The sequence below is a fragment of the Nocardioides sp. NPDC023903 genome, from assembly GCF_040639295.1.
In the GTDB taxonomy this organism is placed as follows: domain Bacteria; phylum Actinomycetota; class Actinomycetes; order Propionibacteriales; family Nocardioidaceae; genus Nocardioides.
This window is the reverse complement of record NZ_JBEZZS010000005.1, coordinates 22867-35658: the sequence shown is the minus strand read 5'-3', so window position 1 is coordinate 35658 and position 12792 is coordinate 22867. Positions and strand designations below refer to the sequence as shown.

The following is a 12792-nucleotide window of genomic DNA, read 5'->3' as shown; positions in this document are numbered from 1 at the left end:
GCGTCAATTGTCTACAACCGACACAGACGCAAGGCTGCCCCTGGCAGCACGCACCGAGCACCTCGTGGGTTCGGTGATCGACTCCAGTACGTCGCTGCTGGCCGGGCAGACCCACGACATCGTCCGCCTCGCCATGGGCAGTCCGGCCCAGGACGCGATCCCGGCCGCCGCGCTGGCCGCGGTCCCGCTGGAGCCGCACGCCTTCGACTACGCCGCGACCGAAGGCGATCCGGTGCTGCGCGAGGCGCTGCTGGCTCAGCTGGCCGGCACCAGCGACGAGACCACTTCCGACCGGCTCACCATCACCTCCGGCGGGATGCAGGGCCTCGACCTCGTCCACAAGCTCTTCACCGACCCTGGCGACCTGGTCGTCGTCGAGGCGCCGACCTATACCAACGGCAGCGCGACCGCCCTCTCCTACTCGGCCGAGCTCCTCGAGATCCCGGTCGACGAGGAGGGCCTCGACGTGGAGCGGCTCGAGGCGGAGGTACGCCGCACCGGCCGCCGCCCGAAGTCGATCTACGCCATCCCGACCTTCCAGAACCCGTCGGGGGCGACCCTGTCGCTGGAGCGTCGGATCCGGCTCATCGAGCTCGCCCGCGAGTGGGGCTCGATCCTCATCGACGACGACCCCTACGGATTGCTGCGGTTCGCCGGCGACCCGCTGCCGACGCTGCACGAGCTGGCCGAGGGGGACCCGCTGGTCTTCTCGGTGCGCACCTTCTCCAAGACCGTCGCGCCGGGGCTGCGGGTCGGCTGGGTCGACGCCGACCCGTCGCTGGGGCAGCTGCTCATCAACGCCAAGCAGGCGATGGACACCTGCACCAACCTGCCGGCGCAGCGTCAGCTCGCTGGGTTCCTCGACTCGGGCGGGTTCGACTCCCATGTGGCCGATCAGCGGATTGTCTACATGGAGCGGAAGGAGGCGATGCGCGCGGCGTTGAACGAGCACTTCGAGGGCCGGGCGACGTGGACCGACCCCGACGGAGGCTTCTTCCTCTGGGTCACCTTCGACCCGCCGGTCGACACCACCGCACTGTTCGAGGTCGCTCTTGCCGAGGGCGTCGCGCTGATCCCGGGCAACGCGTTCTCGCCCGGCGGGCTCTTCCCGCACGCGATGCGTCTCTGCTTCGCCTCCACCCCGCCCGGCCGGATCGCCGAGGGCATCGCGCGGCTGCGGCGGGCGGTCGACCGTCTCGTCGAGGAGGGTCGGTGACGTCAGTCGATGCCGACGAGGTCGTCGCGCTCGCCCAGCGGCTGGTGCGCGCCCGCGGTCAGAACCCGCCGGACTCGGAGGCCGCGACGGTCGCGGTGCTCGCCGAGGAGTGTCGCCGGCGCGGGTTCGAGGTGACTCTCGATGAGGTCGCGCCCGGCCGCGCGAACCTGATCGCGCGAGTCGGACGCGGTCCCGGGCCGGGGCTCCTGATCGTGAGCCACTCGGATGTGGTGCCGCCGGGGGAGGGTTGGAGCGGCGACCCGTTCTCCGGTGACGTACGCGACGGGCGGCTGCACGGACGAGGCAGCGCGGACACCAAGGGCGGCCTGGCGGCCGCGATCGCGGCATTGTCCACAGTCGAGAACACAGCCGATCAGCCCCCGATCAGCCTCGCCGTGCTTGTCGACGAGGAGGAGCTCGGCCTCGGCATCCGCCACTTCGTCCGCGGACTCTCGGCGGACGACCACACCGCCTGCCTGGTCGTCGAGCCGACCAGCCTGCAGCCCGTGATCGCGGCCCGCGGCGATGCCTACCTGGAGATCACCCTCACCGGCCGGGCAGCCCACTCCGGCAACCCTGCCGACGGCCGCAACGCCATCCACGGGATGGCCCGGGTGATCGCCGAGATCGAGCGCTGGCACGACGAGCTGGCAGCGAGCCCGCACCCGCTGTGCGGGCCGGCGACTTGGAGCGTCGGCACCGTCGAGGGCGGCCAGGCGACCTCGACGGTCGCGGCGCACTGCCGGATCACCGCGGACCGCCGCCTGCTCCCGGGTGAGGATGCGAGTGACGTACGAAAGGAGGTCGAGAGCCGCCTGGCGGCCCTCGACCTCGCCGGGCGCGGCCTCGCCGTCGAGGTCCGGATGACCATGGACATGCCTGGCTTCGAGACCGCGGTCGACGATCCGATTGTCGACAACGTCGCCGCCGCGCTGACCGCAGCCGGCGCGTCCTCAGCCGCCCCGACCGGCTGGACCGCCGCCTGCGATGGCGGCTTCGTCGCGAGCGCGGGCATCCCGGTCGTCGTACTCGGCCCCGGCTCCGTCGCCGAGCAGGCCCACCGACCCGACGAGAGCGTCGCGGTGGCGGAGCTGGTGACCGCCGCCCACACCTACGCCGCCCTTTTCCGAAGCGTCGGCCACCCGAGCCCGGCATGATGACGGCCATGACTCAGCGTTCCTCAGTCGCCATCACCCATGCGTACGTGGTCCCGGTCTCTGCCGCGCCGATCGAGAACGGCACCGTCGTGATCGAGGACGGCGTGATCACGGCCGTGGGCACCGACGTCGCCATCCCTGACGGCATGGAAACCATCGACGCGGAAGGGAAGTGGCTGCTCCCGGGTTTCGTCGAGGGGCACGGCCACATCGGCACCCACGAGCAGGGCGAGGGCTGGGCCGGCGACGACACCAACGAGATGACCGACCCCGACGGCGCCGGCCTGCGGGCGATCGACGCGATCAACATCGAGGACGAGGGTTTCCGCGACGCCCTCGCCGGCGGCGTGACCACGGCGGTGATCAAGCCCGGGTCCGGCAACCCGATCGGCGGCCAGACGGTCGCGATCAAGACCTGGGGTGGGCGGACCATCGACGAGCAGGTCGTCTCCGACTCGGTCTCGGTCAAGAGCGCCCTCGGCGAGAACCCCAAGCGCGTCTACGGCGACCAGAACAAGACCCCGTCGACCCGGCTCGGCGTCGCCAACATCATCAGGAAGGCCTTCGTCGAGGCCCAGAACTACGCCGCCAAAAGGGCAGCCGCCGAGGAGAAGGGCGAGCCGTTCGACCGCGACCTCGGCAAGGAGACGCTGGCCCGGGTCCTCTCCGGCGAGCTCGCCTGGGACCAGCACACCCACCGCGCCGACGACATCGCCACCGCCATCCGGCTGAGCGAGGAGTTCGGCTACCGCCTCGTGGTCAACCACGGCACCGAGGGCCACCTGCTCGCCGACGTGCTCGCCGAGAAGGACATTCCGGTCATCTACGGCCCGATGTTCGTGAGCCGCTCGAAGGTAGAGGTACGCAACCGGGCCAACCGCAACATCGCCGCGATGGCCGCCGCGGGCGTGCGGGTCGCGATCACCACCGACCACCCGGTCATCCCGATCAACTTCCTGGTCCACCAGGCCTCCTTCGCCGTACGCGACGGCCTCCCGCGCGACACGGCCCTGGCCGCGATCACCACGAACCCGGCGAGCTTCCTCGGCCTCGACGACCGCGTCGGCGCGATCGCGCCCGGTCTCGACGGTGACGTGGTCATCTGGTCCGGAGACCCCCTCGACACCGACCACCGAGCAGAGCGCGTCTTCATCACCGGCACCGAGGTCTACAGCTGGGACAGCGAAGCCGACGCGGGCCGCGGCGGCGGGCGCACCCGAGAGCGTGTGACGCGGTTCGGGATCTAACGATGCGCAACGAACCTCGGACTGTGGACGTACCCAAGGTCATGACCCCCACCGACATCAGCACAGACAACAGCAAGCGAAAGATCCGCCCCGCCGCGTACCTTCTGCCGGTTCTGGCGCTGACGCTGGCACCTGCGTTGGCCGGATGTGGCTCCGAGGCGACCGACCCAGGCGCTAACGTGTCTGACGTGCCCACCTCATCCAGCCCGACGCCCGCCGAGGACCCGAAGGTCGCAGCCGCGATCGCCGACCTGGCCAAGCGTCAGGGGGTGAAGAGCGAGGAGATCACCGTCGTCTCGAACGACAAGGTGACCTGGCGCGACGGCAGCCTCGGCTGCCCCGAGCCGGGGAAGATGTACACGATGGTCCTGACCGACGGCGTACGCGTGGTGCTCGAGGCCGCAGGAACGACCTACGAGTATCACGGCGCCGAGAGCGGCCCGGTCCGCTTCTGCGAGAACCCGCAGGAGCCTGTCCCCGACAAGGGGAGTAGTGACGCTCCCCAGTGAGGGTGCCCACGCGGGCCACGGGGACGCCGAGGAGCGGGCCGAGGGCCTGAAGAATCGGCTCAACTGGCTGCGCGCCGGCGTCCTCGGCGCCAACGACGGCATCGTCTCCACCGCCGGTGTGGTGATGGGCGTCGCCGGCGCGACCACGGGCACGACCACGGTCCTGATCGCGGGTGTCGCCGCTCTGGTGGCGGGCGCGATCAGCATGGCGGCGGGAGAGTACGTCTCGGTATCCACCCAACGCGACACCGAGAAGTCGCTGATCGCCAAGGAGCGTCGCGAGCTGCGGGACATGCCCGAGGAAGAGCTGCGCGAGCTCGAGGGGTTCCTGCGCGAGCGCGGGCTGGAACCCGAGACCGCCGCCGAGGTCGCCGAGCAGCTCACCGATCGGGACGCGCTGCGTGCCCATGCCGTCCTCGAGCTAGGCATCGACGTCGACGATCTCACCTCGCCCTGGTCCGCGGCCTGGGCGTCGATGCTGGCGTTCACCCTCGGCGCGCTGCTGCCCCTGCTGTCGATCATGCTCCTGCCGGACAGCGCCCGCATCTGGGGGACCGTCCTCACGGTTACCGTCGCGCTCGCCATCACCGGCTGGACCAGTGCTCGCCTCGGCTACGCACCACCCGGCCGCGCGGCGCTGCGCAACGTCGCCGGCGGTCTGCTCGCAATGCTGGTGACCTACGTCGTCGGCGACCTCCTCGGTATACAACTCAGGTGACCCGGCCCCTGCCGCCGGGCACAATGGGCATCGATGAATCGAATGTTCGTGGCGGTGATCCCGCCGGAGTCGGTGATCGAGGATCTCGACGAGTTCTTGTCCGTACGCCGCGACGCGGCCGCCTTTCGCTGGTCGGCGCCTGACCAGCTCCATCTGACGGTCGCCTTCGCCGAGCACGTCCCCGACAGGTCGCTCGATGACGCGATCGAGCGGCTGGAGACGGCCGCGGGGCGGCGTACGCCCTTCGAGCTGACCGTCACTGGAGGCGGTGCCTTCCCCAACGTGACCGAGGGCAAGGTCCTCTACGCGGGTGTCCAGACCGACGCCGCCGAGGAGCTCGACCGGGTCGCCGCCGGGACCCGGAACGCCCTGGTCAAGGCCGGGGTCGAGGTCGACGGCGGCCGCTTCCGGCCCCACCTGACGGTCGCCCGGACCGGCATGCCGACCGAGCTCAGCAACTGGGTGCGGCTGCTCGATGCGTACCGTGGTCCGACCTGGACCGTCTCCTCCTTCGCGCTGGTGCACTCACGGCTCGGCGAGGGGCCGAGGAAGCGTCCGGCCTACGAGGTCATAGCAGAGTTCCCCTTCGGCTGAGAGGAAGCCCCGGGCGGTACCGGTCGGGACCCCACATCGCTACCGTGTGCGCCCTGTTTCTGACCTGACCAGAGGAGAACCGGACATGAGTCGTCGAGTGGGGCGCAACGCCTACACCGGACTTTTCAACGACGTCGTGCTGCTCGCCGCCCGTGTGGTGGTCGGCGGGATCTTCGTCGCGCACGGCTGGCAGAAGTACGACCAGGGCTTCGCCGGCACCGAGCAGTTCCTGGGCGGCCTGGGGGTCCCGGAGCCCGCCATCGCCGCTCAGGTGGCGACGTACGTCGAGCTCGTCGGCGGCGCGCTGCTGGTGCTGGGCCTGTTCGCCCCGATCGTCGGAGTGGTGCTCGCGGGTCAGATGGCCGGAGCCATCTGGTACGCCCACCGCACCACCGAGGTCTTCGTCGACCAGGGCGGCTGGGAGCTCCCCGCCGCGCTCGGCGCCGCCGCCCTCGTGCTCGGTCTGGTCGCCCCCGGCCGGCTCACCCTCGACCAGCTCCTCACCTGGCCCTTCAAGGCCATCGCCGCCAAGCGCAAGGCCCGCGCCGAGGCAGCCGAAGCCGAGACCGCCGAGGCCGAGCCGTACGTCGAGGAGAAGGTGACGATCAAGGCCTGAGGCCTCCGCTGGTCGAGCCGCCGGAGCCGCTAGGCGGAGGCGCGTCGAGACCAACACGGTCCCATCGAGCGCCGACCGGACCGTGTTGGTCTCGACACGCTCGGCCGCAGGCGGCCTCGCGGCTCGACCAGCGGCAGCTCAGCCCGCGACGCCGTAGAGCCGGTCGCCGGCGTCACCGAGGCCGGGGACGATGTAGCCCTTCTCGTTGAGCTTCTCGTCCATCGCGGCGGTGACGACACGGACGGGGGCGTCGACGCCCTCGAGACCCTTCTCCAGCGCAGCGACACCCTCCGGGGCGGCGAGAAGTACGACGGCGGTGATGTCGTCGGCGCCGCGCGAGACCAGGAAGTCGATCGCGGCGGCGAGGGTGCCACCGGTGGCGAGCATCGGGTCGACGACGTAGCACTGGCGGCCGGAGAGGTCGGCGGGGAGACGCTCGGCGTACGTCGTCGCCTCGAGGGTCTCCTCGTTGCGGACCATGCCGAGGAAGCCGACCTCTGCGGTCGGCAGCAGCCGGATCATCCCGTCGAGCATCCCGAGACCGGCCCGGAGGATGGGGACGATCAGCGGCTGCGGGTCGGTGAGGCGTACGCCCTGGGTCGGAGCGACCGGCGTGACGATGTCGACCGGGGCGACCCTCACCCCGCGGGTCGCCTCGTAGGCGAGGAGCGTGACGAGCTCGTCGGCGAGACGACGGAAGGTCGATGAGTCGGTCTCTTTGTTGCGCAAGGTGGTGAGTTTGTGGGCGACGAGGGGGTGGTCCACAACGAGGGTCTCCATGGGGCGAAACCCTACGTCACCAGTCAGACCTTGACCTTGACGCTCCGTCAAGGTCTTGACTGGTCTCATGCGGATCGGAGAGCTTGCGGCAGCGGCGGGGGTGAGCACCCGCACGGTGCGCTACTACCACCAGGTCGGACTGCTCCCGGAGCCGGAGCGATCCGCGTCCGGATATCGGGTCTACGGCATGCGGGACCTGGTGCTCCTCAGCCACGCCCGACGGCTCGTCGAGCTCGGCCTCGGCCTCGACGAGGTGCGGCAGGTGCTGGCCGACGAGGAGGGACGCGACCTTGGCGAGATCGTCGCCTCGATGGACGCCGCCCTCGCTCTGCAGCAGGAACGTCTGGCCGCTCAGCGGCGACGCCTCGCCGAGCTGCAGGAACGGGTACGCGACGGCCGCCTCGCGCTCGACGACCTCCCCGATCCGAGGCTGGTCGAGTTCTTCACCCGCGTCGAGGCCGCCGGCGCCACCGGGCCGATGGCTCGGCTCGATCGTGACGTACTCGCGTTCATCCCCGGCACCGAGGCGAGCCGCTGGATCGCCCCGATGCTGCCGCTGCTCGGCGACGAGGACTTCACCCGGCGCCTGGTCGGGATGTACGACGAGTTCGACCGTCTCGCGGATGCGGACCCGGACGACCCGGCGGTCGCCACGCTCGTGGACCGGATCCTCGACCTGCTTCCGGAGGAGTCGTTGCGCGCCCTGTCCGAGCACGACCTGGTGAGTGCCAGTGGCGATTTCGTCATCGACGCGGTCGTCGAGGAGCTCACCCCCGCGCAGGCCGCCGCTGCTCGCCTGCTGATCGAACGCACTCGGGCGCCGCTCACCGTCACCCAGGAGGAGAAGGAAGAATGACCGCCATCGAGCTGACCGGACTGGTCAAGACCTTCGGCAGCGTACGGGCTCTCGACGGGCTCGACCTGCACGTCGAGACCGGCGAGGTGCACGGGTTCCTCGGCCCCAACGGCGCCGGCAAGTCCACCACCATGCGGGTGCTGCTCGGCCTGCTCCGCGCGGACAGCGGCAGGGCGCGGCTGCTCGGCGGTGACCCGTGGCGCGACGTCGCCACGCTCCACCGTCGGATCGCGTACGTGCCCGGCGACGTACCGCTGTGGCCCAGCCTGACCGGTGGCGAGGTGATCGACGTGCTCGGCCGGCTGCGCGGCGGCCTCGATGAGAAGCTGCGCGGGCAGATGATCGAGCGCTTCGAGCTCGACCCGCGCAAGAGGTCGCGCACCTACTCCAAGGGCAACCGGCAGAAGGTCGCGCTGGTCGCGGCGTTCAGCGCCGAGGCCGACCTCTACCTGCTCGACGAGCCGACCTCGGGCCTGGACCCGCTGATGGAGGCGGTCTTCCAGGAGTGCGTCGAGGAGGTCGTCCAGCGGGGTGCGACGGTGTTGCTGTCCAGCCACATCCTCGCCGAGGTCGAACGGCTCGCGGACCGGGTGAGCATCATCCGGTCCGGCCGCACCGTCCAGAGCGGCACGCTGACCGAGCTGCGCACACTGACCCGCACCACGGTCGTCGCCGAGACCCGGACCCCGGTCACCGACCTGGCCTCCCTCCCCGGCGTCCACGACCCCGAGTACGACGACAGCCACGGCACGCACACGGTCACCCTGGCCGTCGACACCGCCCATCTCGACGAGGTGGTCGGCATCCTGCACCGGGCCGGGATCGTCTCCCTCCAGGCACACCCGCCGACTCTGGAGGAGCTGTTCCTCCGCCAGTACGGCGACGTGGTGACCCGATGAGCGCCCACGAGCTCTTCGCCGGTACGTCGACCCTGGTCCGGCTGGCGCTGCGACGCGATCGGGTTCGCCTCCCGCTCTGGACCCTCGGCATAGTCGGAGTCTCGGCGGCCAGCGCGGCCACCGTGAAGGGCACGTACGACACGCCCGCCAAGATCGCCACGTACGGACCGACAGCCGGCGCGAGCGCGGCGTCACGAATCACCAGTGGCCGGCAGGTGGCCCTGGACACGGTCGAGGGGATCATCGCCAATGAGATCACCCCGATCGTCACGCTCGGCATCACGCTGCTGGTCGTCTTCACGGTGGTCCGCCACACGCGCGCCGAGGAGGAGTCCGGGGCGGCCGAGCTGGTCCGCGCGGGCGTCGTGGGACGTCACGCCGCACAGGTGGCCGCACTCGTGGTCGCGCTCGCCGCGACGGTCGTCATCAGCGGGCTGCTGGCCGCGGTGCTGATCGGCCTGGGCCTGGAACGCACCGGGTCGCTGGCCTTCGCGGCGGAGGTCGCGATGCTCGGCCTCCTCTTCGCCGGCCTTGCCGCGGCGGCGGCCCAAGTCACCGCGTCGGCCCGCGGCGCGCTCGCGATCGCAGGTGGTCTGCTGGGGGCGGCGTACGTCGTCCGCGGCGTCGGCGCTGTCGGCGACAGCGCGCTCTTCTGGCTCTCTCCGTTCGGCTGGGCCCAGGGGGTCAACGCGTTCGGTGACGAGCGATGGTGGCTGCTCGGGGTGCTGCTCGCGGCCGCGGCCGTCTGCTTCGGTCTGGCCGTGGTGCTGACCGCGCGACGCGATGCCGGCGCCGGCCTGTTGCAGCCGCGACCCGGTGCCACGCGCGCCTCCGCCGTCCTCGGGACGCCGTGGGGTCTGGCGCTGCGCACCCAGCGCGGCCTGGTGATCGGCTGGGCGGTCGGGCTGGCGGTGCTCGCCGCGATCTACGGCTCCGTCATCCCGGAGGTGCCCGACATGCTGGAGGGGAACCCCGACCTGCTCGAGGCGATGGGTCTGGGTGCCGGCGCCGGCGACGCCCTGATCGACGCGTTCCTCGGCTACGTCAACCTCACCCTCGGCGTGATCGGCACGGTCTTCGGTGTCGCCTCGGTGCTCCGGCTCCGGGCGGAGGAGGACACCGGGCGGCTCGAGGCGCTGATCGCCACCCCGCTCACTCGGACCCGCTGGCTGGTCGGCTCGCTCGCGGTGACCGTCGTCGGCGTGCTGCTGGTGGCACTGGCGATGAGCGCCGGGATGGTGCTGGGGTACGTCCCGGTCGCCGGCGAGGTCTCCGGCTCGCGCGTCTCCGAGCTGATCCTCGGCATTCTCGCGCAGCTGCCGGCGATGCTGCTCGTCGCCGCCCTCGCCCTCCTGATCCTGGCGTGGTTGCCGCGGTTCGCCGTCCTGGCGTGGGCGCTGGTGGCATGGGTGGTGCTGGACGCCTTCCTCGGGGAGACGCTCGAGCTGCCCGACGGGATCCGCTCGCTGTCGCCCTTCTTCCACCTGCCGACGTACCCGACGGAGACCTGGACCGCCGGTCCGACGGTCGCGCTGCTGGCGGCGGCGGCCGTCGTCGCAGCGCTGGCCCTCGTCGGCTACCGGCGTCGAGACGTGGGCTGACCAAGCGGGGCGCATGAGACCCGAAACACCGCGCCGTGAGCGTGGAATTCAGCGATACGGCCTAGACCCAGGGCGGTTTCGGTGTCACTCTGGTCGTGTGTCTGATCAGCTGGAGCAGATCGAGGGTGTTGACTTCGCCGTCGCGATGTATCGCGAGGACGGCGCCTGGGTTGTGCGCGAACTCGCTCACGACCTCCTGACCGATGTCGAGACTCTGACGCACGCTCTCCACCGCTTCCCAGGCGATGGCGGCGCGATCGCGATGGCGGCGATCGACGAGGACTTCTTCGTGATCGTCCGGGTCCACGGGGCAGCGACCAAGGTGCTGCTCTCCGACGTGACCGCGGCCGACGAGTGGGAGCTGGCCGCGTCGGCTCTCGACGTGCTCGGGCTTCCGCTGCCCGAGGAGGTCGAGGACGAGGAAGAGCCCGACCCCGCTGGCGACCTCGGCATCCTGGCCGACTTCGGGATGAGCGCGGTCGAGATGGGCATGCTGCTCGACGACATGTTCGAGGACGACCTCTACCCCGACGAGACGCTCTCCGAGATCGCCCGGGCGATCGGCTGCGGCGAGGCCTTCGACGACGCCGTCGGCCTCATGCCGGCGTGACCCCAGCCAGTCGATGGGAGGCCCCGATGAGGGCCGCTCTCGATGAGGGTCGTGCTGCCCTGGCGACCGGTGACGTGCCGATCGGCGCCGTCGTCGTCGACCCGTCCGGCGTGGTGATCGGGAAGGGCCGCAACGTACGCGAGGCCGAGGCCGACCCCACCGGACATGCCGAGGTGGTCGCGCTGCGCGAGGCGGCCAAATCGCGTGGCGAGTGGCGCCTGGAGGGCTGCACGCTCGTGGTGACGCTGGAGCCGTGCACGATGTGCGCCGGCGCCGCGGTCCTGGCCAGGGTCGAGCGGATCGTCTTCGGTGCCTTCGACGACAAGGCCGGTGCGGTCGGCTCGCTGTGGGACGTCGTACGCGACCGCCGGCTCAACCACCGGCCCGAGGTCGTCGCCGGGCTGATGGCCGAGGAGCAGCGCGCGCTGCTGGAGGACTTCTTCGGATCCCAGCGAGGCGGCCCCGATTTCGGCGAAGACCACCCGAGGTTGTAACTTATTCGGCGGTGACGTGTCCGAGCGGCCGATGGTGCAACACTCGAAATGTTGTGTAGGGCGACCTACCGTGGGTTCAAATCCCACCGTCACCGCCATCCGAAAACCCCTGGGTAACCAGGGGTTTTCTGGTTTCCCAGGGAATCAGAGGTAGCGAGCGGCGACCGTGGCGGCGCGGGCGCCGTAGCCGCCGCCGAACATGGCCGCGTGGACGAGCAGCGGGAAGAGTTGGTGGAGGCCCTGGCGGTCCTCCCAGCCTTCGGCGAGCGGCGTCGTGTCCTCGTAGGCGGACATCATCCGCTCCAAGTGGGGAAGGCCGAAGAGCGCGAGCATGGCGAGGTCGACCTCACGATGACCGGCGTACGCCGCGGGGTCGATGAGCCAGGCCTCGCTGGTCCGGTCCCACAGGACGTTGCCGTTCCAGAGATCGCCGTGGAGCAGAGCGGGCTGCTCCTCCGGGATCAGCGAGGGCAGCTTCCCGACGACCTGCTCGACGCTCTCGGCGCCGGCGGCGTCGATGGCGCCGCGGTCACGGGCGGCCCTGAGATAGGGGAGCAGGCGGCGTACGGCATAGAACTCGGCCCAGGTGTCCGCGGGCTTGTTGGGCATCGGCATCCGGCCGATGAATCCGTCCCGGTCGGCGCCGAAGCCCGAGACCGGGGTGCTGTGCAGACGCGCGAGCGCGCGGCCGAGCTCCTCGGCGGTCTCGGCGTTGGGACGTCCGGGCTCGATCCAGCGCAGGACCAGGCAGTCGGGCTCGGCGGCGAGGACCTCGGGGACCTTCACGGCCCCCGACTCCTCCAGCCAGCGGAGCCCGCGGGCCTCGGCGGCGACGAAGTCGTCACGCGGCGGGGAGAGAGCCTTCATCAGCACCAGCGAGCCGTCACTGAGCCGGATCTTGGTGGCGGTCGAGATGTCACCGCCCGCGACCGGAGATGTGCTCACCACCGCCGCCCCGAGCAGCTGCTCGGCACGACGGGCGACCGCGGGCTGACGGGTCACGAACTGGGCCTCGCCGAGGCCACCGATGCAACGATCGCATCACTCGTACGCTCCACCATCGCCAGCACCTCCCGGAATCCCTCAGCACCACCGTAATAGGGATCGGGTACGTCCCCGGGGCCTTCGGGATCGAAATCACGGAACATCCGCAGTCCGCTGTCCGGTGCCTGACCAGCCAGATCGGCCAGGTTGTCGGCGTCCATGGCGAGCACGAGGTCGTACGTCTCGGGGTCCCCGACCGGCCACTGCTGGGCCCGGTGACGCTCGGGGTCGTAGCCCGCCTCCAGCAGTGTCGCGGCCGCCCGGCGGTCCATCTTCTCGCCCGCGTGCCAGCCGCCGGTGCCGGCCGAGACGAGCTCCACGTCGTCGAGCCCGGCACCGTCGAGACGCTCCCGCAGCACCACCTCCGCCATCGGAGAACGGCAGATGTTGCCCAGGCAGACGACGGCGATCTTCATGGCCCGAGTTTTACATTTCCGCCAAGAGCGCGTGG

15 protein-coding genes and 1 tRNA gene are annotated in these 12792 nt (G+C 70.8%); 13 read left to right on the top strand and 3 right to left on the bottom strand.

Going from position 1 to position 12792, the window contains the following annotated elements:
- The first annotated feature begins 7 nt into the window (after window positions 1-7).
- The 7 genes from AB0F44_RS07890 to AB0F44_RS07860 all read left to right on the top strand — a co-directional run bounded on the left by AB0F44_RS07890 (window position 8) and on the right by AB0F44_RS07860 (window position 6057).
- The gene (locus AB0F44_RS07890) at window positions 8-1216 is read left to right on the top strand and encodes a PLP-dependent aminotransferase family protein (protein ID WP_357354251.1); all 1209 of its coding nucleotides are present in this window, start codon (window positions 8-10) and stop codon (window positions 1214-1216) included.
- On the top strand, window positions 1213-2373 hold the full coding sequence (locus AB0F44_RS07885; RefSeq protein WP_357354250.1) for a M20 family metallopeptidase: 1161 nt from the start codon (window positions 1213-1215) through the stop codon (window positions 2371-2373). Before AB0F44_RS07890 ends, AB0F44_RS07885 begins: the two co-directional genes overlap by 4 nt.
- Window positions 2374-2381: 8 nt before the next feature.
- Window positions 2382-3620, top strand: coding sequence for an amidohydrolase (locus tag AB0F44_RS07880; RefSeq protein ID WP_357354248.1), 1239 nt, complete (start codon window positions 2382-2384; stop codon window positions 3618-3620).
- Window positions 3621-3808: 188 nt separating this feature from the next.
- Window positions 3809-4129: a hypothetical protein gene (locus AB0F44_RS07875; protein ID WP_357354246.1), complete on the top strand. Its 321-nt coding sequence runs from the start codon at window positions 3809-3811 to the stop codon at window positions 4127-4129.
- Window positions 4113-4847 carry a VIT family protein gene (locus AB0F44_RS07870; protein ID WP_357354244.1) on the top strand — a complete coding sequence of 245 codons (735 nt, stop codon included), beginning with the start codon at window positions 4113-4115 and terminating at the stop codon, window positions 4845-4847. The genes AB0F44_RS07875 and AB0F44_RS07870 overlap by 17 nt, the downstream gene beginning before the upstream one ends.
- Before the next feature lie 33 nt (window positions 4848-4880).
- Window positions 4881-5441 (top strand): RNA 2',3'-cyclic phosphodiesterase, encoded by a 561-nt coding sequence (gene thpR / locus AB0F44_RS07865; RefSeq protein WP_357354242.1) that lies wholly within the window; start codon window positions 4881-4883, stop codon window positions 5439-5441.
- Window positions 5442-5526: 85 nt separating this feature from the next.
- Window positions 5527-6057, top strand: a complete 531-nt coding sequence (locus tag AB0F44_RS07860; protein WP_357354240.1) for a DoxX family protein — start codon at window positions 5527-5529, stop codon at window positions 6055-6057.
- A gap of 138 nt (window positions 6058-6195) precedes the next feature.
- Here AB0F44_RS07860 and upp read toward each other — a convergent pair whose 3' ends face one another.
- A complete protein-coding gene (gene upp, locus AB0F44_RS07855) occupies window positions 6196-6837 on the bottom strand; it encodes a uracil phosphoribosyltransferase (protein ID WP_350660065.1) in 642 nt (213 codons plus the stop codon).
- Window positions 6838-6904: 67 nt separating this feature from the next.
- Here upp and AB0F44_RS07850 point away from each other — a divergent pair, with 67 nt between their 5' ends.
- The 6 genes from AB0F44_RS07850 to AB0F44_RS07825 all read left to right on the top strand — a co-directional run bounded on the left by AB0F44_RS07850 (window position 6905) and on the right by AB0F44_RS07825 (window position 11395).
- Window positions 6905-7693: a MerR family transcriptional regulator gene (locus AB0F44_RS07850; RefSeq protein ID WP_357354238.1), complete on the top strand. Its 789-nt coding sequence runs from the start codon at window positions 6905-6907 to the stop codon at window positions 7691-7693.
- Complete coding sequence (locus AB0F44_RS07845; protein ID WP_357354236.1) at window positions 7690-8592, top strand: ABC transporter ATP-binding protein; 903 nt, start codon at window positions 7690-7692, stop codon at window positions 8590-8592. The genes AB0F44_RS07850 and AB0F44_RS07845 overlap by 4 nt, the downstream gene beginning before the upstream one ends.
- Window positions 8589-10193 (top strand): polyketide antibiotic transporter, encoded by a 1605-nt coding sequence (locus AB0F44_RS07840; protein ID WP_357354235.1) that lies wholly within the window; start codon window positions 8589-8591, stop codon window positions 10191-10193. Before AB0F44_RS07845 ends, AB0F44_RS07840 begins: the two co-directional genes overlap by 4 nt.
- 97 nt (window positions 10194-10290) lie before the next feature.
- The gene (locus AB0F44_RS07835) at window positions 10291-10803 is read left to right on the top strand and encodes a tRNA adenosine deaminase-associated protein (protein WP_160026513.1); all 513 of its coding nucleotides are present in this window, start codon (window positions 10291-10293) and stop codon (window positions 10801-10803) included.
- Window positions 10804-10829: 26 nt separating this feature from the next.
- Window positions 10830-11297 carry a nucleoside deaminase gene (locus tag AB0F44_RS07830; RefSeq protein ID WP_357354233.1) on the top strand — a complete coding sequence of 156 codons (468 nt, stop codon included), beginning with the start codon at window positions 10830-10832 and terminating at the stop codon, window positions 11295-11297.
- Between the two features lie 10 nt (window positions 11298-11307).
- Window positions 11308-11395 (top strand) — tRNA-Ser (locus AB0F44_RS07825).
- 46 nt (window positions 11396-11441) lie between these two features.
- Here the strand turns inward: AB0F44_RS07825 and AB0F44_RS07820 are convergent.
- On the bottom strand, window positions 11442-12299 hold the full coding sequence (locus AB0F44_RS07820; RefSeq protein WP_357354231.1) for a fructosamine kinase family protein: 858 nt from the start codon (window positions 12297-12299) through the stop codon (window positions 11442-11444).
- Window positions 12296-12757 (bottom strand): low molecular weight protein-tyrosine-phosphatase, encoded by a 462-nt coding sequence (locus tag AB0F44_RS07815; RefSeq protein ID WP_357354229.1) that lies wholly within the window; start codon window positions 12755-12757, stop codon window positions 12296-12298. The genes AB0F44_RS07820 and AB0F44_RS07815 overlap by 4 nt, the downstream gene beginning before the upstream one ends.
- Window positions 12758-12792: the final 35 nt, after the last annotated feature.

What these genes read in the sequence shown, in the direction of transcription:
- thpR (WP_357354242.1), top strand. Translation starts at nt 4,881, where the DNA reads ATGAATCGAATGTTCGTGGCGGTGATCCCGCCGGAGTCGGTGATCGAG.
- AB0F44_RS07880 (WP_357354248.1), top strand. Translation starts at nt 2,382, where the DNA reads ATGACTCAGCGTTCCTCAGTCGCCATCACCCATGCGTACGTGGTCCCG.
- upp (WP_350660065.1), bottom strand. Translation starts at nt 6,837, where the DNA reads ATGGAGACCCTCGTTGTGGACCACCCCCTCGTCGCCCACAAACTCACC.
- AB0F44_RS07840 (WP_357354235.1), top strand. Translation starts at nt 8,589, where the DNA reads ATGAGCGCCCACGAGCTCTTCGCCGGTACGTCGACCCTGGTCCGGCTG.
- AB0F44_RS07845 (WP_357354236.1), top strand. Translation starts at nt 7,690, where the DNA reads ATGACCGCCATCGAGCTGACCGGACTGGTCAAGACCTTCGGCAGCGTA.
- AB0F44_RS07830 (WP_357354233.1), top strand. Translation starts at nt 10,830, where the DNA reads ATGAGGGCCGCTCTCGATGAGGGTCGTGCTGCCCTGGCGACCGGTGAC.
- AB0F44_RS07860 (WP_357354240.1), top strand. Translation starts at nt 5,527, where the DNA reads ATGAGTCGTCGAGTGGGGCGCAACGCCTACACCGGACTTTTCAACGAC.
- AB0F44_RS07815 (WP_357354229.1), bottom strand. Translation starts at nt 12,757, where the DNA reads ATGAAGATCGCCGTCGTCTGCCTGGGCAACATCTGCCGTTCTCCGATG.
- AB0F44_RS07850 (WP_357354238.1), top strand. Translation starts at nt 6,905, where the DNA reads ATGCGGATCGGAGAGCTTGCGGCAGCGGCGGGGGTGAGCACCCGCACG.